Origin of the sequence: Reichenbachiella sp. MSK19-1 (assembly GCF_003590315.1) — a bacterium.
Taxonomy (GTDB): Bacteria; Bacteroidota; Bacteroidia; order Cytophagales; family Cyclobacteriaceae; genus Reichenbachiella; species Reichenbachiella agariperforans.
In genome coordinates this window covers 850,283-871,105 of the sequence record NZ_MIER01000002.1, presented here as the reverse complement: position 1 = coordinate 871,105, position 20,823 = coordinate 850,283, and the positions used below count along the sequence as shown (strand labels likewise).

The 20,823-nt window shown below is 44.2% G+C and carries 12 protein-coding genes; 1 reads left to right on the top strand and 11 read right to left on the bottom strand.

Going from position 1 to position 20,823, the window contains the following annotated elements:
* Positions 1–48 precede the first annotated feature (48 nt).
* The 10 genes from BGP76_RS03780 to BGP76_RS03730 form a co-directional block, all read right to left on the bottom strand.
* Positions 49–2,175 carry an endo-1,4-beta-xylanase gene (locus BGP76_RS03780; RefSeq protein WP_158584032.1) on the bottom strand — a complete coding sequence of 709 codons (2,127 nt, stop codon included), beginning with the start codon at positions 2,173–2,175 and terminating at the stop codon, positions 49–51.
* A 25-nt stretch (positions 2,176–2,200) separates the two neighbouring features.
* Entirely contained in the window at positions 2,201–3,292 is a 1,092-nt protein-coding gene (locus BGP76_RS03775) for a DUF5627 domain-containing protein (protein ID WP_073119186.1), read from the bottom strand.
* Positions 3,293–3,312: 20 nt separating this feature from the next.
* Positions 3,313–5,076, bottom strand: coding sequence for a RagB/SusD family nutrient uptake outer membrane protein (locus BGP76_RS03770; RefSeq protein ID WP_119844320.1), 1,764 nt, complete (start codon positions 5,074–5,076; stop codon positions 3,313–3,315).
* A 21-nt stretch (positions 5,077–5,097) separates the two neighbouring features.
* Positions 5,098–8,082, bottom strand: a complete 2,985-nt coding sequence (locus BGP76_RS03765) for a SusC/RagA family TonB-linked outer membrane protein (protein ID WP_119843649.1) — start codon at positions 8,080–8,082, stop codon at positions 5,098–5,100.
* A 42-nt stretch (positions 8,083–8,124) separates the two neighbouring features.
* Complete coding sequence (locus BGP76_RS03760; protein ID WP_119843648.1) at positions 8,125–10,047, bottom strand: RagB/SusD family nutrient uptake outer membrane protein; 1,923 nt, start codon at positions 10,045–10,047, stop codon at positions 8,125–8,127.
* Between the two features lie 12 nt (positions 10,048–10,059).
* Positions 10,060–13,425 carry a TonB-dependent receptor gene (locus tag BGP76_RS03755; protein WP_119843647.1) on the bottom strand — a complete coding sequence of 1,122 codons (3,366 nt, stop codon included), beginning with the start codon at positions 13,423–13,425 and terminating at the stop codon, positions 10,060–10,062.
* A 184-nt stretch (positions 13,426–13,609) separates the two neighbouring features.
* Entirely contained in the window at positions 13,610–14,485 is an 876-nt protein-coding gene (locus BGP76_RS03750; protein WP_158584030.1) for a FecR family protein, read from the bottom strand.
* Between the two features lie 174 nt (positions 14,486–14,659).
* Positions 14,660–15,256 carry an RNA polymerase sigma factor gene (locus tag BGP76_RS03745; protein ID WP_073119197.1) on the bottom strand — a complete coding sequence of 199 codons (597 nt, stop codon included), beginning with the start codon at positions 15,254–15,256 and terminating at the stop codon, positions 14,660–14,662.
* 798 nt (positions 15,257–16,054) lie between these two features.
* Positions 16,055–17,206, bottom strand: coding sequence for a hypothetical protein (locus BGP76_RS03735; protein ID WP_119843644.1), 1,152 nt, complete (start codon positions 17,204–17,206; stop codon positions 16,055–16,057).
* Between the two features lie 96 nt (positions 17,207–17,302).
* Positions 17,303–19,510, bottom strand: coding sequence for a radical SAM protein (locus BGP76_RS03730; RefSeq protein ID WP_119843643.1), 2,208 nt, complete (start codon positions 19,508–19,510; stop codon positions 17,303–17,305).
* 111 nt (positions 19,511–19,621) lie between these two features.
* Here BGP76_RS03730 and BGP76_RS03725 point away from each other — a divergent pair, with 111 nt between their 5' ends.
* On the top strand, positions 19,622–20,191 hold the full coding sequence (locus BGP76_RS03725; RefSeq protein ID WP_119843642.1) for an acyl-CoA thioesterase: 570 nt from the start codon (positions 19,622–19,624) through the stop codon (positions 20,189–20,191).
* 17 nt (positions 20,192–20,208) lie between these two features.
* On the opposite strand, the gene BGP76_RS03720 is transcribed toward BGP76_RS03725, so the two are convergent.
* Complete coding sequence (locus tag BGP76_RS03720) at positions 20,209–20,823, bottom strand: hypothetical protein (RefSeq protein ID WP_119843641.1); 615 nt, start codon at positions 20,821–20,823, stop codon at positions 20,209–20,211.

The window sequence follows — 20,823 nt, the reverse complement described above, 5'->3', positions numbered from 1 at the left end:
AGCGCATGCAGCCATGGATTAAAAAACTAAATATGAATTACTATTCTATTACATCCCTTCCAACCCATCAGCAAAAGCTGAATAGGCAGGTTTTCTATCCAAGTCCGAATACCACAGCCCCTGTACAGCATCTGTATCAAACGCTCTTGAAACACTTACACCATAGCGCTGGGCTGCAGGCACATGCTCGGCGTACATATCCAAAACGTATTTGTACATATCAGCCTGTTCCATCATCAGCTCATAACTTACTTCTGCATCACCGAGACCAACGGAGAGATCAGAGATTCTGACCAGCTTTCCTGTCTCTGCCAGCATCTGTAGCATTTCTACAATGCTCTCCTTGTTAGAGGTCACTGAGATATTCATTTGTGCGCTAATACCATCTACCGTAGCACCCTGCTCTTCGATGTAAGCAACATAATCGATCAAGCCCTGACACTTGTCAAGATTAGAAGCCATGTTGCTTTCAGTGATAAACAGCTTGTCACCTTCATTGCCATATTCTCTGGCCCAGTTAAATGCCTTCACAGCATAGTCCTTGCCCAGATAGTCTTGCCAATAGAACTCTCCAGCTGGCACTTCTTCTCCTCCGCTTTTCAGCTCACTCGGGTTGGCATTATCCATTGGGTTGCTGAGGACATCCCAGGCCATTACGTTTTCCTTGGAGACTTCCATCACTGCTGCGATGTATGTCTCCATCGCGTAACTCAAAGTATCATTCTTTTCCTCTGGAGTTAACTCAATGACTTGCTCACCACCACCTTCTTCGTTGTACCACCTTACCTCTATGTTGTCAAAGTAGTAGCTTGTGGCAGTACTACCCAAATTGAAAGCTATAGTATTACACTCCGAGGTCTCTGCAGAAATTGTAATTTGAACATTGACAGAAGTCCACTCTGTAGTAGCATTGATAGCCCCGAAAAAATCCCAGTGTTTGTAAGCTCCTGGTGCCGTCTGCGCCTGAGTCGCCATAGTAGCTGCTGCATCAGCACGGACATCCATGGTCAATTGCAACTGCTGTCCTTCTTCTGTAGGAATACCGAAGTTAAAAAACAATTGAGACTCCCAATCGTTTTCTCGAACCGCTGAGTTGGTCACAACCAAAGCTCTACCACTTCCTTCCGCTCCTTCTCCACTAGCTGTAAAAGACAAAGCCGCAGCAGCCTCATCGTTGCTTTGATAGTTAGAAGCATCGTCTGTTTCAAAATCGTTTCCAGACAACAAATCCCAAGTAGGGCCTCCACCACCCTCTTCATTGAATTTATCTACAACTATATTGTCAAAGTAATAGCTGGTAGCCGTATTACCTAGATTTAAAGCAATGGTATTACATTCAGAAGTTTCGGCTGTAACCGTGATCTCTACTTCAATTGAAGTCCATTCGGTAGTAGCATTAATAGCCCCAAAGAAATCCCAATGCTTATACCCCCCTGGTGCTGTTTGGGCTTGAGTCGCCATAGTAGCGGCAGCATCCGCCCGTACATCCATCCTTAGACGATACACATCTCCTTCTTCTGTTGGCGTCTCAAAAGTCACAAATAATTGCGACTCCCAATCATTCTCACGAACAGCCGAATTTGTGACAACTAGCGCTCGACCACTTCCACCTGCACCTTCTCCATCCGCAGTAAAAGACAAAGCTGCAGCAGTTGCATCGTTACTTTGATAGCCAGTAGCATCATCTGTTTCAAAATCCAGATTTACTTGTTCTTCCCATTCAGGGCCTCCAGAAGCAGGGATGATAGTTGGTGCTATAGTTGCATTCAGATAGGTCGAATTTTGATTGTTATTAGCAACCAAACCACCCCCATGAACTGACAAACCTACTCCGGTAGACGTTTCTACGAAACTCTCTAGATCTGTAGTTACAGAGCTACCATCTGCCTGCACAATCGTACCATGACTAATGCCGACTGCCTCTATTTCGGTAAAGTTGCTGTTGACCAAGCGAGAGTTGACACCTTGCCCCATATAGTTGGACAAGTCAACTTTTGTACCCAATAGTAACCCCTCAACTTTGTAAGCTGTCAGTTCATTATAAGCATTGATTGCTTCTTGTTGCTCCACACTAACAGGCTTTTCGACAACATAGGCCAAATCAGTATAATCGGCACAGGATGTTGCGCCAACAATTAGCGCAAGCATCCATACCATTTTATATATATTTTTCATGTCCTTCATTTTCAAAGTTTGCACATTAATTCACTATTGGCGTAAAAAGTTCTATGTCCACACCACGATTTCTGATGACCAAAGTATCTATAGTACTATAGTGCACAGTCTCCGTATCTATTACACCTGCATCCTGATAATCAATCTCTACATCATACCCAACTTCGTAGTTTAGATACAAACCATCTCGATCCTGATCACCCCAGCTTTTAACTTCACCATCCTCTACGAACTGTCCAGTGCCTGTTGCCACAAAATTATATACTCTTACAGAGTCATTGACCTGATATGTATCATTCAACGCAGACACAGTGATGTTAAGATCATCATCCACAGTCAGGTTCATTTCCAGATTAAGATTCTGTCCTTCCTTATTCTGATAATCCAAAGGAAAATGAACTTCGGTCATCGAGCGAGTAGTCAATTGCCATACCGCATCATCCTCAACATACTGCTGATGACGAACTTCTGTAGTGTTGACACCATCTTTGGTGACTTCATCAACACCTCTCCTTAGGTAGTATCCATGCCATGGATTGATGTACTTGATCGCATACAAGATGAAATCTTTGGGCTGTACACTCCAATCACCCGCTACAGCTGGTCTTGGGTTTTCTACCTGAGGAACACCTGATAGAATAGAATCAGCTGCGGTCACATTGGACATTTGCACAGGGATCACGTAGGTGTTTCGAATCGCCTCCGGATCAGCAAAGAAAGCCTCTGTCAATTGCACCTCAACTCCACCTGTCAACTCCCCTTTCTTGATGACGATTTGATCATCAGAAAGAGAATAATAGGTAGTTGGCATGATCAACAGATCTGTACCATTATCGAATTGTAGATCCTGTGCATAATTATTATCAACAGAGATATCTACAGTCACATCATGCGGGTTACTATATACACCACCTGTGGTGGCCATGATCTTGCATTTCCACTCATTGTCTAGTGTCGTATCAAATATATCATCCCCTAATACAATAGTCCTGACAGGATATTGATAGGAAAAATATACCGACTGATACTCAAAGTCATTAAACTCCCAGTCCTTGTTGTGACAAGAGGTCAATCCAACCAGTGCAGTACTAAATAATATTAAAAATATCTTTTTCATAATTCTTTTCTTTTATTGAATTACCATCCCATATTTTGCTCTAAAGCACCATACTTGAGCATTTCATTGAAAGGCACCGGACCATAGATCATATAATCATCGAACACCCTATTTTCTACAGAAATAATTTGGTGATTTCCATTTTCGATTCGTACACCTAGTGCAGCCTCTGTCAAGTCCTCTTCCCATCTACGCAAATCCCAAAAACGGAAACCTTCAAAGCATAACTCTAATCTTCTTTCGTTCTTGATCAATTCGCGCATATCTTCGGTACTACCTTGAGCCAGTGTCAGGTAAGGGTCAGTTCCTGCTGTACCCAATCCTGCTCTTTGGCGAATCGCCGAGATCACATCTACTGCAGAGTAAGCGTTGCCTCCTGTACCGGTAGGCCCAAATGCTTCGTTGGCTGCTTCTGCATAGATGAGGTAAATTTCTGTATAGCGAATATGAGGATCCAGGTGCGCTTGTCCATTGGTCGCATTTGGATCCAAATTCACATCACTTCTGAGCAGTTTGCGCAAATAATAACCTGTCCGAGTAGCATTTTCACTTTGGTTTAAGCCGTCATTGGTATCACCGTCAACAGCTGTATTAACGACACCTCCACTAGCACCAAAAGTATCTCCATTCACAATGATGAACTGGCGCAACCTCGGGTCTCTGCCGGTATAAGGATCCGATGGATCAAAACCGCTCGAAGGATCCGTGATTGGGTATCCATTGTCCATAGGAAAAGCATCTACCAGGTTTTGGGTAGGATTGACAAGTCCATTTCCAAACAAAGTTGGGGGGTAGTTGTCTGCTTCCAAATCGCTGTTCACATCTGCAATACTGGTTCTCCATAGTATTTCATCAGGGTTGACTCCCCCTCCTACGTCTGAGATGCTGACATCATCAAACCAAGTCACTCCATCAGCTGCTAAACCAGCCACTCCACCATTTAGATCAATGACTTCTGCTGCATAAGCAGCCGCATCCGCCCACGTCGTACTGTTATTGGCACTGAATGCAGGACTAGTCGCCATGAGTGCCGCTTGTGCACGCACCGCACGAACGATTCGTCCAGAGATCAACAGTCGGGCATCATCCCCAAACACTCTTTCATAGTCTGGTACTCCTGCTCCTTCTGCCACGTACTTCTCTGGAATTAGGGACTCATCACCAATATTGGTATAGTCATCCGGCAACAAAGCTAAAGCTGCCTCAGAATCAGCGTAGAACTGCTGCATACACTGCTCGAAAGTAGCTCTAGGCACATTAAACTCTGAAGACAAATTTTTAGATTCCAAAACAATAGGTACACCTAAGAGTTCACCTCCATTGCTCATGCCTCCATGTGCTTGAAGCAAATAGTACATAAACAAAGCTCTAAGCCCATAGATTTCGCCCGTGATCCGATCCTGAAACATCTCATTGACGACAGGCGTCTCAGAGAATTTCACAGAATCCACCGTTTCCAACATCAAGTTGAGGTATTGGATGGCCGCTCTAGAATTAGACCATTGCTCCATTGGGTTGTTGTTGGCTGCCCACTGGCCTGTCCCCAAAGCATAGAAATTATCATCTTGGTCATTGGAAACGGCATTGTCAGTAGCCATGTCACTCAGGTCATTGCCAATGGTGGGTATCCGTCCATAGCCGTTTTGAAGCAAACCATGAGCAAACCGAGGCTCATTGAATCCCTCTTCCAGCCCACGGTTGTTTTCGATCGCAGGCTCTATCAGGTCATCACATCCTACTAGGACAAAGATGATCGCTAGATATATTAATATATTCTTATTCATTTCTTTCAATTTTTGTCCTACTTAAAACATTGCTCTTAGTCCCAAATTGTAGAATCTGGTTTGTGGCGCACTGCCAATATTCATTTCCAGAATCTCACGATTAGGAGAGATAGTCAATAGGTTGGCTCCATTGACATAGATACCGAGCTCTCGAATAAAGCTGTCAGGCCCTCCCAAGAGGCTTTCAGGAAAGTCGTAAGAAATCTGCACTCTAGACAAGTCAAAGCGATCAGTACTATACATCCAGAAATCAGAGTTTCTGAAATTATTGGCACCATTCAATGTCGTCAAACGAGGAAATGTCGCCGAGTTCTGCGTGTCCTCTGTCCATCTTCCTCGAACTTCTTCAGAGTATTTGTCCTGACCATTGACCCAGAAATAATTGTTGTTCTTCATCCCATAAGCACCAGAGCGGTATGTTCCCAATGCGAAGAAGGTGAAGTTTTTGTAATTGGCCGTGAGGTTAAAACCCATCGTCAAAGGAGCACCCGACCAACCCGCTCTACCCAAGTAAACTTCGTCCTGCGCATTGATGATTCCGTCATTGTTTTGATCCTTGTACTTGAGATCACCTGGTTGTACTTCACCCAATGCGATTTGATCTGGTGAATTTTGAATATCTGTAGCATCTGCAAAGAAGCCTAGATTTTCCAACCCCCAAATTGCGTCCAAAGGTTGTCCCTGTCTGTTTTGGTAAGCGTCCTCATACATCTCCGCGCGCTGGCTTGCTTCGGTAGTATAATAGATCCCTGACACACCTAAAGATAGTGCTAGCTCTCCCACATTTTGGTTCAGTCTTAGGTTAAAATCAACCCCCATCCGATCATCATTGTTGTAGTTCGTATATGGAACAAATGACCCACTAGGGTAGCCATTAGAAACAAAATAGCTAGGAAACAGCACATTGTTTTGGACAGCAATACCAGATGTCTGACTGGCAAAAAACGACCCCTCAAAAACTATGGCATTGTCAAAAAGTGCAAAATCAAGACCCAAGCTCAACTCTCTTCTTTGTGGATAATCCAAATTAGGGTTAGATCCTCTTCGAGAGTCTGTACTTTGGTTAGAAAAACCATCCTTCCAAGTCACCCATGCTCCATCGGTCTGGTTATAAACTTGCTGATATAGATAGTAATCAGATGCGTCATCTTCATTATTTACATTTTGAATATCCAGATCAGTATTTAGAATACCACCCGAAACACTTAGTTTCAAATTGCTAAGAAAAGATACATCCTTCAGAAAAGCCTCCTCGCTCAAACGCCATCCTAGCGTAGCTGTAGGAGAAATACTCTGACGGTTGTCCTCTGGTAACTTGGCCGAATGTACCAAAGCTCCATCAAAATCTACATAATATTTATGTTTGAAATTGTACCCTAAATGCAGACCTAGGTTCGCATTGCTAGGTTTGTGATAGAGTGCTGAGATAGAACGTTGAAATCCATAAGCAAGCAACATTCCTGAGAAGTTGTGCCTGTTGTCAAAGGTTCTCTGATAATCTAAGTGTGCATTAAAAGACAGGGTCTGCGTGTACCAACTATCCGTTATGTCCTGTGATCCAGAACTGGCGTCATTGCCATACTTTGTCAATGATGCAATCCTATTGTCTCCTGCATAGCTCGTCCAAGAGGGTTGATAAACAGCATATTCATTGTTGAAAGCGACATTGTAAGTAGAATTATAATCCACGCCAAATGTCGTACTCAAAGACAATCCCTGTACCACAGCACCCAAATCTGCATTGGCACCAGCATTGAACTGAAACTGTCTGCTATTGTAGTTATTCGTTCCACCAGCATAAATCGCACCAATCGGGGTGGACTGCTGCAGCTGTGTACCTCCTAGCAAATATTGGCCGTTTATGATATTCTGGCTCGCACCTACCAAATCAAGAGACGCTTGGTCGTTTGCTTCTATCCTGTCAATCGGTACTAAGGGAGTATATCGATTGGGTGTTAACGTATCTGCGGCACCCCAATAATCCGTATTAGACCCTATGCCATTGTAAAAAACCACAGCAGCATCAACCTTGGCAGTCAGCCAATTGGCAATATTCATATCTACATTGCCTCGAATGTTGAAACGCTTGTCATGGTTTTCAGTCGCTCCTCCAAAATTGAGCGGTGTACCAGTACGGTAAAAACCCATGTTGGTATAATACTGTGTTTTTTCATTGCCACCTTCGATCTCTACGGTAGCATCATAGCGACTGTATGCCTTCTGAACATAGTCTGTAGAATAATAATCCACATCAGGATACCTATATGGATCTGTACCCTGTGCAGAATAATAAATCTGCTCCTGGGAGTATAATTCATCCAAACCATCATTGACACGTGCCTCATTAAATAAGTCCATGTACTCAGCAGACCCTAGGTAACGTGGGTAAGCTTTAGGAACATGAACTCCAGCGTTGGTTCTCACAGTAATCTCCTGTCCATGAATCTTGCCACGCTTGGTTGTAATGAGTACAACACCTCTGGCGCCCATGCTACCATACAATGCGACTGCAGATACCCCTTTGAGAAACGTGACTTGGGCTACTTCTGTAGGCAAGACACTACCAATATCGCGAGGCACTCCATCTATCAAGGTGAGGTAATCCGTTTGCCCCCAAAGGTTGCCGTTGAATCCCCCTACAAAAGCCTCCATATTATCTAACGGATTAATAATGTAGTTTTTGTCCAAAATAGATGGCATATCTACAAAAGACACATCATGACTAAGGTCTTTTTCGCCAACTTGACGAAACGCCACTTCTACAGGATAACCGTCCGAGCCTGGCAACAAAACCACTTCCTTGTTGGCCACAGTATCTGCCGAAGCTATGAGTTTGTCTGCTTCACCATTGTTATCCTTGTATAAATCTATGTCCACACCACTTTGAGCCCTTATAGGTACAATACTGGCGGTCAATTCTGTATTCATGGTATTTTGTGCCTGCAGCAAAGCCGGAAAGAAGCCCCACACAGCACATAGCACCATTGCTATTTTTATATAATTCATGATTGTTTCACTTTAAAGTTATAAGTACTTGAACCATGTGTATTACCACCCTGGATTTTGATTGAGCTCTGGATAGATACTCACATCAGCCACTTTGAGCGGAAGCCAATAGTGTTTCTCCGTGAAATTCCTTTCTAGGATTACATTTTCTACCAGATTGACCACACGATTTTGAGAAGGATCATCTGTGTCCTCTACAGTAGGCATACCTGCTGCAGGGCGATCAAAAGAAAGTGCAGTTTTAAGCGTATAAGGCTCTTCGATCAACAGCAACCATCTGCGCAAGTCATTGAACCTGTGTCTCTCAAACGCCAATTCCACTGCTCGCTCTCGACGTACTTCTTCGAGAAAATCCTCCGCTGAACCCAAAAATTGTCCATCGACCTCTCCTACACCAGCACGATCACGAATCTTGTTGATAGCATCCACTGCAGTCAAACTAGCTCCAAGTGCCTGACCCGTAGCAGATCCATAACCCATCGTCGCTGCTTCGGCATACATGATGTAGATGTCTGCCAAACGCATGTAGGGTACATTGATGTTCAAGGCCTGACCGTAAGATTGTCCATTGTCAAAGTTATTGACCGTGATAGGAACAAACTTATAATTCAGGTACCCTGTACGACTCCCAGTCCTGGCATCTCGGTAATTACCCCCCGAGTACAAGTTGGCATAGCGAAGTTCCTCTTGGCCATTCGTAGAACCTTGTACCACCTGAACACCATCATAAATAATATCATGATAGAAACGTGGATCTCTGTCTCTCCAAGGGAACTGAGGGTCATACCCTGATGCTGCATCCATCTGGCTGACATCATCAGGCAGCGGCAAACCATTGGCCATCCCGTAAAAGTTGACATAGTTGGCTGTTGGCAAAAACTTGACATCACCACCAGCCAAAATCGCTGGGGTATACTGGGTAGCGGTACCATACGTAGAGTTGTGTGCATCGAGATATGGAGACCTAAAAATCGCCTCATCAGCTCCCGGATAGGCCCAATTTTGACCCGCAGTATAAAACAGAGAACTGTAGTCCTCAAAATTGACCAAGGAATATGGAGCTTCTCCACTCTCACTCAATTCGATCAATTCAGCAAAAGCTACAGCAGCACGTTGACAATAGTCTGCGTTATAAGTTCTACTGCCAGTCGATTCGAAATTCATCAATGGGCTACCCGCCCAAAGTAAATTTTTACCCAAATAACCTAGTGCCATGATCTTGTTAATACGCAAATCATTCTTTCCCGAAGTACTACTACCTGCTACTGTTTCATCCCAATGCACTGGAAGTAAATCAGCTGCCATTCTCAAATCAGCTGCCGCTTTTTCGGCACATTCTTGATAGCTCAAGCGTGGCAAACGAAGCTGCTCATCAGCTGGCAGCAATGCATCTACATAAGGAAGTCCACCAAAGTACTGGATCAACTGAAAATGAAACCACCCTCTAAAAAACAACAACTGCCCTTCGATTAGATCTCGCTCTTCCTGCGTCGCATCGGTCATCAAATCCATATTAGCCAATCCCAGATTAGCCTTACGAATTCCTATCCATGCTAGCGGCCAAAGTCCTTTGAACATTCTAGCATCATTATTATCTACGTTTTCATATGGCGTAAATGCTCCTGTTCTATCCATCCATCCAGCATTCCAGCCATCAAATTCAGTCTGCCAGCCCCAGAAGTCACCGTTTTCTATTTTCGTTCCAAAATGGAAATTTTGTGCTGTAGATTGTATTTCATCATCTCCCCAATTGAAAGAATTCGTCCAATACCTGTTGGTAAAATTGGGCACACAATGATATAGCTCCTCTGTGAACCCCTGAAAATTGGTAAAATTCTTAAATGCAACTTCAGAAGATAAAACTGCTTCTGGAGTTCTTTCCAAATATTCCTCACAAGAAAACCCTGCAAGCAGGCCAACCATTAAGGCTGTATGCTTAAATAAGCTCTTTATATATTTTTTCATCAGAATCAAATTTTAGAATGTGAGATTAAGTCCTAGGTTGACCCGTTTGACAGTAGGATAAGCTCCTTGTGCTGCCCAACCATTACCGGCAAAGTTTGACTCACGGTCATCTGGCATTTTGGTCCATAACAATAGGTTGTTGCCATTGACATATACACGCATACTGCTGAGCCCTATTTTGTTGATCCAATCAGTACTGAATCGATATGCGATCTCAGCATTTTTCAAACGCAAATAAGAACCATCATACATGTAACGGCTACCCGTGTTGTAATTAGGTGTACTCAGCCATCTTGGCATAGGTTGATCAGCATTGGTATTGTCTTCAGACCAGTAGCTACCTTCCTCATATACCCTATTGAGCTGACCAGACAAACTGGTAAAGACCACCTGACGAGTTACATTCGTCACACCATAAAACTGTACAAATGCACTCAAGCCTTTCCACTCAAACCCTACGGTCGTACTGTAAGTATTCTGTGGAGTACCCGAAAACCCAAAAGGGGCTGCATCTTGTGCTGTGATAATTCCATCTGCATTGTAATCCAGTATGTTACGATTGCCTGGTATCTTCGCCTGATCATTGTTGTCATGTGGCGTACTCGCATACAGTTCATCCCAAGTATCATAGTAGTCTGCACTGATATGCGTACGTGCCTGCCCCAATTGGTATCCAGCCTGTTTTTGATACTCTGGCAACAACTCCGGATCATCACGATTAATGATTTCATCTTTGGCATGTGTCATATTCATGCTGGCCCACACTCTCAGGGAGTTTGTTATGTTTTTCTCAATATTGAGTACTACTTCATACCCCTGAGTTTGCATCTCACCGAGGTTAGCTACTGGTGGGGAAGCCCCAAAATAGAAAGGTACTGCACGACCATCACCTATCAGGATGTCCTCTCGTCTATCACGAAAAACATCCACACTACCACTGATCAGTCCTTTGAAGAAACCAAAATCCACACCCGCATTGTATTTGTAAACAGTTTCCCAACGTACAGAAGGGTTGCCTAACTCTGTCTGTCTGTACCATGTGTATGGGCTATACTCACCTGCTACACCTGCAGTTCCTAACTGAGACTCATACTGATAGTTCCAAGTATCTGCAAAAAGAAATCTACCCGCTACCTGATCATCACCTACTTCACCATAGGAAGCTCTGAGTTTTAATACGTCCAAAAATGGAATTCCCTTCATAAAATTCTCCTCAGACAACATCCAGTTGACCCCTCCTGATGAGAAAAAAGCAAAACGATAATCCACTCCAAACTTCTCAGATCCATTGTAGGCACCATTATACTCTATCGAATACTTCCCATCATAGTTGTAGGTCGCACGAAACACCCAATCCTCTCTATATCTTGGGATTTGGCTACCCAGCACATCCTCTTGTCTACTCATGAGTCCCATCAGATCGACATTGTGCTTCTCGGCGATAGTCTTGTCATAGTTCAATCTCAACTGATAATAAAGACGGCGCTGTGACTCCCAGTCGGCCACTGATCCTCCTGTAGGAGACCATGACGCTCCTTGATCATAAAAATCGAAACGGGTAGCTGCATCAAAGTTTTGTCCATAAAGGGTTTGACCTGTTTGAGGATTGATCCACTTCTCTTGGACAGCATTGTATTGATCATTTACCCCTCTGTCTATTTCGACAAATTGATTATCAACAGCCAGCGTACCTGTAAATTTCAGTCCCTTGAGTACAAAGTCTAAATCCTGCTCTAGGGAAAAATTGGTTGACATCTGTGCTCTTGTCGTATATTGTACACCAGACAAGGCCAAGATTCTTACCGAATTGAGTCCACCTTGCACATTTGGCTCATAAAATCCCCATGTCCCGTCCGAGTATCTAGGAATGAAAGCATCGGGCGCATTGCCATAGGCAGCTATCCAAAATGGGTATTCATTTCCACCACCCCATGGGGTTTTTCTTACGCCATAGGTACCACTCAGGTTAGTAGAGAGTTTGGTCGTAGGCGTCAATTGAAAATCCAGGTTGCTACGGAAATTGAGTCTGTTGTAGCTATACCCTGGATCATAGCCACGGTTGTTGTTCGCATCTTTCATCAAATCACCTTCATTTTGGTAATCAATGCTCGCAAAGTATTTGGTGATTTCAGTACCCCCTCTGATACCTATGTTCGCATTGTAGGCCATGGCATAGTCTTTAAACAACTCATTCTGCCAGTCTACATTTGGATAGCGTTCAGCTTCGGCTGCATCTGCTGGATATCTATATTTGTCCACAGTAGATTGAGGTATCATAAAGTCCCAACTACCAGGATTGTTTGACAATTCGTTTTCGATGGCCTGGTTTCTTACCCTAATGGCGCTATACGAATCCAATGTCCCCGGTAGTTTGGAAACGATTTTAGCGGTTGTATTTACCCTAGCCGTAATCTCCGCTTTTCCTTCTCTACCTCGTTTGGTCGTTACAATAACTACACCATTAGCCCCTCTAGAGCCAAAAACCGCTGTTGCAGAAGCATCTTTCAGTACAGAAATATTTTCGACAGAACCTACGTCCATCGTGTTGAAATATTCAGGTCTCTCTACCCCATCGACCAAAATCAGAGGTTGAGAACCATTCCAGCTACTAACTCCACGAATCACGATTTGAGGGTTTTCATCTCCTGGCATCCCTGTACTCGCAGTAGTGATCACACCAGGCAAGTTACCTGTCAAGGCGGTACTTACATTGGGCACGCCAGCAACTCGCTCCAGTACAGCGGCATCTGTCTGAGAAACAGCGCCAACTACGGTCTCTTTTTTCTGTTCGCCATACCCCACTATGACCACCTCTTCTAGAGAGGTGACATCTAGCTTCATGACAACATCAATCACAGCTTGGTCCCCTACTAGAGCTTCTTGAGCGATGTAGCCTATAAAACTAAAATATAATACAGACTCTTTTGAAGGTACATTGATTCGAAAATTCCCATCGATATCAGTGACCGTCCCTACTGTTGATCCTTTGATTACAACGTTTACTCCAGGCAAACCAGTACCGTCGTCTTCTGATCTTACAGTACCTGTCACGACCAAATCCTGCTCGTAAAAAGACTCTGTTACTTGTGCTTTGGTACCCGCGGCATCCTCTACATGAATCGTTTCATTGATTCTTCTAAAATTCAACTGAGCCTCCTTGGCTAAGTATCGTAGACACTCGCCTAGTGTAACTTGGGACATTTCTGACTTGACCGAACGACTCACAGCTAACTGTCGATCATAGTGAAAATTGAGCCCTGTTTGCTCACTGATGGTCGTAAAGGTCTCTTCCAAATTGCCTTCCTCCATCTGTATCGTCACGTATATATCCTCTATGCTCTTGATGGCCTTTCCGTCCCATGCATTTGCACTCGACATTAGTCCGCATAAAAGATATAAACCAATAAATATCGCCCTACATCGAAGAGGGATTACTAGTAATTTTGCTTTCATAAATTTACTTTCATTAGTTCATAATAGTTCATGTTTGATTGCTTCACGCCTAGGAATTATAGTCATACAACTCCCATCGGCTACCCTGTTGCTAACTCGTATTCTTCATTTAATAAATCGTTACTTTGTTATCCACTATTCTATATTTAAAATGATCAGGGTAGCTCAAAGCCTCCAATATATAGGCTAATGATTTCCCCCTAAACTTCCCGTGATACCGCCAATTAGAATTAATAGCTGCATCAGGTGCTACTTCTATAGTTACCCCATACCATCTTTCTAACCTAACGGTTAGATTAGTCAGAGATTCATGATTACATACCAACACACCTTCTTTCCAGGCGATCTGTTGATCAAAATCAAATGCCGATATTGTTGTTTTATGATTGCTGTTGTCAAAAATGACCATGTGACCTGGTGTGAGTTTTAACTCACTATCAGTATTTTTCACATTGACAGCACCTTTCACCAGCGCAATTTTTGTTTCGGTATTATTAGAATAGGAATTGACATTGAATTGAGTACCTAAAACTGTGGTTTTTGTTTTATCCGCCACTACGACGAATGGAGATTTAGGATCATGAACTACATCGAAGAAAGCTTCGCCATCTAAAAACACCTGTCTTAAATTCTCCTGTCCAAAAACCTTCGAGTACTTTAAGGTAGAACCTGCATTTAATACAACCTTACTTCCATCAGGCAGTGCAAAGGTGAGTTTTTGACCATTCAGGGTTGACTTTTCTACTTGAACACCTTTATTGTCAGTCAATTGACGAGACGAGTCCATCCACACCACAGATGAGATAACAAAAGCCAATACAAACAACACAACCGTAGCTGCAATCAGATAAGTGCTGGACAGGTGACGACCAGACTTTTTAGGATTATTCAAACCATTCGGTCTTAGCGAATTCCATGCTTCGTCTACATCGTGATCAGTAACACGGTGAGTTTCAAAAGAGAGTTGAGAAAGCAGGTTTTCCATCTCCCACATTTTATCTGCTTTGTGCTTACCTGTGTTGTTTTTGCTATTAGTCTTCATATCATTCTTAAAATGACTTTTGCCAGCTCAAAGCATTCAACATTTTCAATCGAACTTCTTGAGTCTAATGATAAAAAGACCTATTGCTACAAAACTGACCCCACTACACAAAAGAAATTAAGACGCTACCAATGACAATTTGTACTTTTCTGTCTCTTGTTGCTGCTTCAACTCTACTGCAAGACGAGCAGTCGCTTTGTAAACCAACTTATAAACTGCTCTGGTGGTAATTCCCATCACCGTGGCGATTTCTGCAAAACTTTGATCTCCATAAAACCTCAGGTATAGTGCTTCCTTTTGACGGTGTGGTAAAAGATTCAGCAATTGAACAACTCTTGCAGCATCTTCTTGTTTAATCACCCCCTTCAGATACTGATTCTCTACAGAAACATCCAAAAGAAACTTATGATTGAGTCCTGAAATCTCAACCATTAAAGGTTTTCTCTTCGATTCTCTCAAAATCATCCTCCGAACCGACGCTAACAAATACCCACGTATATTGTTGTTAGCCCCTAACCTCTCACGAGACTCCCACAGCTTAGCAAAGAGCTGCTGAACACAGTCCTTTACTTCATCTTCTTCATTGTTGAATTTCAAGCCATAGTTTATCAAAATAGGATAATTTTCACGAAACATGAGTTCATACGCGCTCTCGTCCCCCTTTTTGAAAGCTTCCCACATCTCAGAGTCATTGCTCAATTTTTTCTCGATCATAATCATGCTGCTTTAGTAAAGTAAATTTGTTGGCTCGTTTGTTTCTTTTGTAGACAGACGCCACCACAAAACCTCGCTATTACAAATGATGATTGGGATGTTGACAGAAAAGCATCGATTACCTTCTTCGATTGCTTACTTGAGAGATCACCTATTTCAACAGGTGAATTACCTTCAGGATTAGAAATACCTGTAGAGAAGTGGAGTACTAATCGAGACGGTTTAGCTGCTATATTTTCCGATCCCGCAAATCGAATACCCGATAGAAATTTAGTCATAATGCCTTCAAATCATTTGCAACTGACCTGAAGCACATTGAAAGCTATACTTCCTAATGCCTAGGTTCAGTGAAAATCAAAGGTATCTCCTACTGCTCCTGAGGCTTTTCCGATACGTTACATATGCTTTCTACTTAGTTACATCGTGCGCCATAATCCATGTATAAGTGAGTACTGGCATAGATAGATTGGATTAAGTGCGTCTTCTAGAAGTACAGCAAAAGCCTACTATAGCTGATCGTTGCCTTCACTCCTATCGAGGGCAACGATCAACTCAAAACTACTCTGCAAAACCATCCTCGGTCATTCCAAAAGCACTCCTGTCCCTCACAAACGACCGCAACAATGACAAAACCGTATCTGGAAATAAGAAAAATCACACAACCGCAGCAGATAATGACAAAGCCGCTAAAGAAAATCATACCACCGCATAGACAGCCGAGTCTGTTCAATAAACTGTGTCTTTATATTTTTTTCTTTTCAAGAATCATTCTTAAATCTTGGGTCTAATCTCTAAAGCCTAGTAGCCATCATAGAACCGTCTCAGGTGAGTCCGCACTTGACTGTAGATTGGTTTGGTAAACTCCACAAAGAGATCCTGCGGTGGTGGAGGCATCAGCATCTTGGCATTGCAGATCGCAAGTTGGTCACGGCTCAGTGCGCGCTCATCGCCGTTGAAGCTCCCCCATTCGTTGAACCACACGAACTCTCCTCCGAAATCCTCTTTCGTCAAAATTGTGCGTGCATATTCATCTTGGACTGACATACGCAGACGTCCCGCAGATAGCACTTCCATTTTGCGTATCGTTAGCTTGGCAGAGACTGTGTTGTACACCTTCTTGGTCGTACCATCATCCAGCTGTACCGTACCCACTACGACACTGTCTCGCTCGACTTTCTCGACACGCTCTAGTGTCCGCGTATCTCCTACCCTAAAGTCTACAAAATTCATCGTCAAGACCTGATGCGGCTTCTCTAACCTCACTCGACGCGCTTCGTTCGGTGTATAAAAGCGGATAAATTCATCGCTTTCGATCTCACGAAATACCTTCACCACCTGATCATAAAAGAAGTCGCCGCTGAGCTGATACGCCTGCGACTGCAAGGGCTGCAACTCTACCAATACCGTCAGTATCGACAGATTGTAGGCTTCTTCTATTTTCTGTCTCACATCCTCGTATCCAGGCTGATATTTGTTCGCCATCTGAAAATAGGCATAGGCCTCTTTGGCACGCTGCCTACTCCCTGCACGTAGCTCTTTCAATCCCGCCTCATACTGCTCTCCCGCAGCGGCCAGTTTCACATGCGCCAGTTGCTGATAATAACTCGTCGGATTAGGGATCACCCGCAGTGCTCCTGGTGATCGCTTGATCTCATCATACATGTGGTTGAGCTTCTCCAGCGGATAAATCGATTCGGTATTCTGAAAATCTGGACTGACCGTTTTGGCGCGTGCGACCTGTGCCAGCAGCTCTTCTACAGCTAACGGATATGCGACCTTTAGCGCCTCTTTGGTCTTTTTGTGATCAGCATTTTTGCGTAGTTTATCAGCTGACTTGATCACTGCCTGATAGTAATCTCCCTGTTCGTAGAGTTTTTTGGCTGATCCACATGCCGATACTAGCATTGTGATTATGAGGAAATACAGTAGTGTTTTACGTCTCGTTTTCATAGTCAATTTGTTAGTGAGATCATGTCCAAAACGATAGCGGTCTCCTATCGGATCATCTCAGTCTCTAGAAATAACCTTGCCAAACCTAGCATCATTTTATACAATCAGCAAGGCAGTATTCTTCAGTTCCTGCCACGCCTGTCCATGGATCAAGCGATCGATAGGTTGACCAAAATCCCTTTCGTACTCCTGTCTGAGGACAGCAAACGTAATTTTCTCCTTGGCGCTCCATGACATACGCGCTATCAAGGCATGAAGCCACTTGCCTTCCGTTTCTTCGGCGGTCACATCTATGCTATGTGATTTAAGCTCCACGGACAGTCTCGCTCTCACGGTAATCTTTCCTTTTTTTCTCTTCTCATAGAAACTCAAAACAGGAACGGCCGCCAGCCACACCACCCTAGATGAGTCACTGATATACGTCCCTGGGTTGTCCGCCAAAGCCTGCTCGATATAGTGTGCTGGGATACTGCTCCCTGGCACCTCAAAATCAAACCACTCCTGCAAGTCATAGTCAAAGCAGATCCCATGCATGTAGTTGAAAAGTGACTTCTTCAATCCCTCGCTGTATTGGACATGATCAGCACCCGATGTATCGACATGCTGCAGATCATTGTTAGCAAATCCCTCGAACACGGGTCCTACGCGCTCCACCCCAAAGGACTCTGGCTCTAACCCCGCAGGAGCATGTGCCGTCATCGAAAACTGATGCCAAAAACCCGACTGAATCACACCATGCATAAACAGCTGACGCACCATCTCCAGCGAATCTATCGTCTCCTGATCGGTCTGCGTCGGAAAACCGTACATCAGATAGGCATGCACCATGGTCCCCGACTGGGTAAAATTCTCTGCGACCTGAGCGACCTGCTCGACCGTCACCCCTTTCTTCATCTTCTCTAGCAGACGATCGGAGGCTACTTCTAATCCTCCTGATACAGCAATACAGCCAGAGGTCTTCAACAGACGACATAGGTCGGGTGTAAAACGGCTCTCAAAGCGAATGTTCGTCCACCAGGTCACGACCAACTTTCGGCGCAGTATCTCTAGTGCTAACTCCCGCATCAGTGCGGGAGGCGCAGCTTCGTCTACGAAGTGAAAGCCCGTTTCGCCAGTCTGCTCCATTTGTTCCTCCATTCGGTCACACAAAATCGAAGCACTGACAGGTTCATAGTTCTTGATATAGTCTAGCGAGATATCGCAAAAGCTGCACTTCTTCCAATAGCATCCATGTGCCATAGTGAGCTTGTTCCACCGGCCATCACTCCAGAGACGATGCATCGGGTTCGCTACCTCTAGGACAGATAAGTACCGATCGATGGGCAGGTCACTATAGTCTGGCGTACCCGTCTGACCAAAAGACACATCACCTTGTTTGCTCCCGTTGTGATAGACGACTTTTCCCTCCACGAGAGAGAAAGTTCTTTTGAGGTCTTCCAATTTTCTATCCCCAAAGAGATGCCCCATCAGGTGATGAATCGGTCGTTCTCCATCATCTAATGTGATGAAATCAATAGCAGCAAACACACGCGGGTCGGAGACCGACCGCAGCTCAGTATTGGGATACCCTCCGCCCATGACGACATGAACACCTGGGTGATTGGCCTTGATATATTGTCCACAGCGCAGTGCGCCGTACAGATTCCCTGGAAAAGGCACGGATAGACAGACCATATTGGGTCGAGCATGCTGAATTTTCTCCTCCAAAAGCGCCATCAATATTCCATCAATGAAAGAAGGCTCCTGAGACAAAGCCTCCGCCATCTCATCGAACGAAGAAGCCGACATCCCCAGTCGCTCCGCGTATCGACTAAACCCAAAGTGCGGATCCACAGCCTCTTTGATAAAATCCGCCAGATCCTCTAAGTACAAGGTTGCCAAATGCCGCGCTTTGTCCTGCACGCCCATGTTGCCAAAGGCCCATTCTAAGTCCGCCAACTGATCAAAACGGCTCGCCTCTGGTAGAAACTCACGCTCAGCTACCGAATAAGCCAGCGTGGGATTCTTGTGCTGTAGCATACGGATCACGGGGTGCACCGTGGCGATATACTCCTCGCGCAATTGATAAATCCGCATGGCATTGTCACTCACCCTATCCAATAGTCCCTCAGCCTCCACTGCGTCAAACATCGCTCTCAATCCTACCTTAGAGAACAAACGCAGGATCACTTCGATCCCCAAGTCTACTTGATAAGACGCTACCTGTTGGGTATTGAGATATCCTTTGAGATAGCAGGTGCCAGGATAGGGCGTATTGAGCTGGGTAAAAGGAGGGGTAATAAGAAGCACCTTGGGATTTGACATCCGCAAATCTCCACTTGTTTGGGGATTAAATCAAAAAATGGTTAGGGAATGTTCCGCTAGCGGTCTAATGTGCTTATTTTCGCTACTTCTAGTGAATACAAAGCAACAATCATGAGCATACCAAACGCAAAAACAGTCAGTTTTTCGAAGACTACTATTACCGAATTGATGATTCCTTCTTATGCCAATTTTGGAGGGAAAATCCATGGAGGGATTCTCTTGTCTTTGATTGATAAAGTGGCCTATGCCTGCGCCAGCAAGCATGCCGCCAACTACTGTGTCACGGTATCGGTAGACAATGTGGACTTTCTAGAACCGGTAGAAGTAGGTGATCTGGTACACCTCAGAGCCTCTGTCGTCCATGTCGGTAACTCTTCCCTCGTAGTAGGCATCAGCGTCATTGCCGAAAACGTCAAAGAAGGCTCGGTCAAGAAGACCAACAACTCCTACGTCACCATGGTCGCCAAAGGTGACGATGACAAACCAACACAGGTCCCGGCTTTAATTCTAGAATCCCAAGAAGAAGTCCGGTTGTTTCTTGAAGCCATCAAGAGAAAAGAACTCAAGAAAGACTTCCGAAGCAAAATCAAAGAAGTATCCGCAGTGATCATGGATCAAGCACATGAAGAACTCCTCGAACATGAAAGATGTGTCTTGGATTTGAAGAACTTTACTTTGTAAACGACGGATATTAGATATTACTCTATCGACCATTTCGAATTACGGTGCACCTTTTCTTTTCGGATTTGGCGACCTGCACGTCTCAATGCTTTACCAATCATCGCATTGACAGTGGTCACATCTAACCAAACACCACCGCCCAAAGGCAACGGGATATGGTCTGCCTTGCTAAAAAAAGAAGAAGACACCGTCAAATCTGCTAGGTCTACTACGTCGATCCGAAACCGCACATAGGTACCATCATTTGGTGTGGTATAATCACTGACAAACTGACACGCCCCAGACTCATAAGTGATCCGCAGAAAGTAGGTAACGCCTAATATATCCGCTGCATGTGCACTGAGAGCTACATCATCGCCGATTTGAGCAATCTCCTTTGTCGTCATCCCTTCAGCCTTCAAGTCATACTCCACCTGTGGCAGATAACTCAATGTACCAAAATCCTCATCCAACTCCTGCTTTACCTCCTCAAACAGCTTATAAGAAGTCCACTCATCAAAAGGCTCGATCTTTGCCACCAAGATATCCTCATACTCTACCAAGTATGGCCATCCTGTGATTTTGGATACTTTGGTCACCGTACATCCTCCCAAAAGCACGGTTGACAAGACTACTGCTAGTACACGATTCAT

Excerpts from the sequence above, each read along its gene's own strand:
- BGP76_RS03780 (WP_158584032.1), bottom strand. The coding sequence starts at position 2,175 with ATGAAAAATATATATAAAATGGTATGGATGCTTGCGCTAATTGTTGGC.
- BGP76_RS03775 (WP_073119186.1), bottom strand. The coding sequence starts at position 3,292 with ATGAAAAAGATATTTTTAATATTATTTAGTACTGCACTGGTTGGATTG.
- BGP76_RS03770 (WP_119844320.1), bottom strand. The coding sequence starts at position 5,076 with ATGAATAAGAATATATTAATATATCTAGCGATCATCTTTGTCCTAGTA.
- BGP76_RS03765 (WP_119843649.1), bottom strand. The coding sequence starts at position 8,082 with ATGAATTATATAAAAATAGCAATGGTGCTATGTGCTGTGTGGGGCTTC.
- BGP76_RS03760 (WP_119843648.1), bottom strand. The coding sequence starts at position 10,047 with ATGAAAAAATATATAAAGAGCTTATTTAAGCATACAGCCTTAATGGTT.
- BGP76_RS03755 (WP_119843647.1), bottom strand. The coding sequence starts at position 13,425 with ATGTCGAGTGCAAATGCATGGGACGGAAAGGCCATCAAGAGCATAGAG.
- BGP76_RS03750 (WP_158584030.1), bottom strand. The coding sequence starts at position 14,485 with ATGGAAAACCTGCTTTCTCAACTCTCTTTTGAAACTCACCGTGTTACT.
- BGP76_RS03745 (WP_073119197.1), bottom strand. The coding sequence starts at position 15,256 with ATGATCGAGAAAAAATTGAGCAATGACTCTGAGATGTGGGAAGCTTTC.
- BGP76_RS03735 (WP_119843644.1), bottom strand. The coding sequence starts at position 17,206 with ATGAAAACGAGACGTAAAACACTACTGTATTTCCTCATAATCACAATG.
- BGP76_RS03730 (WP_119843643.1), bottom strand. The coding sequence starts at position 19,510 with ATGTCAAATCCCAAGGTGCTTCTTATTACCCCTCCTTTTACCCAGCTC.
- BGP76_RS03725 (WP_119843642.1), top strand. The coding sequence starts at position 19,622 with ATGAGCATACCAAACGCAAAAACAGTCAGTTTTTCGAAGACTACTATT.
- BGP76_RS03720 (WP_119843641.1), bottom strand. The coding sequence starts at position 20,823 with ATGAATCGTGTACTAGCAGTAGTCTTGTCAACCGTGCTTTTGGGAGGA.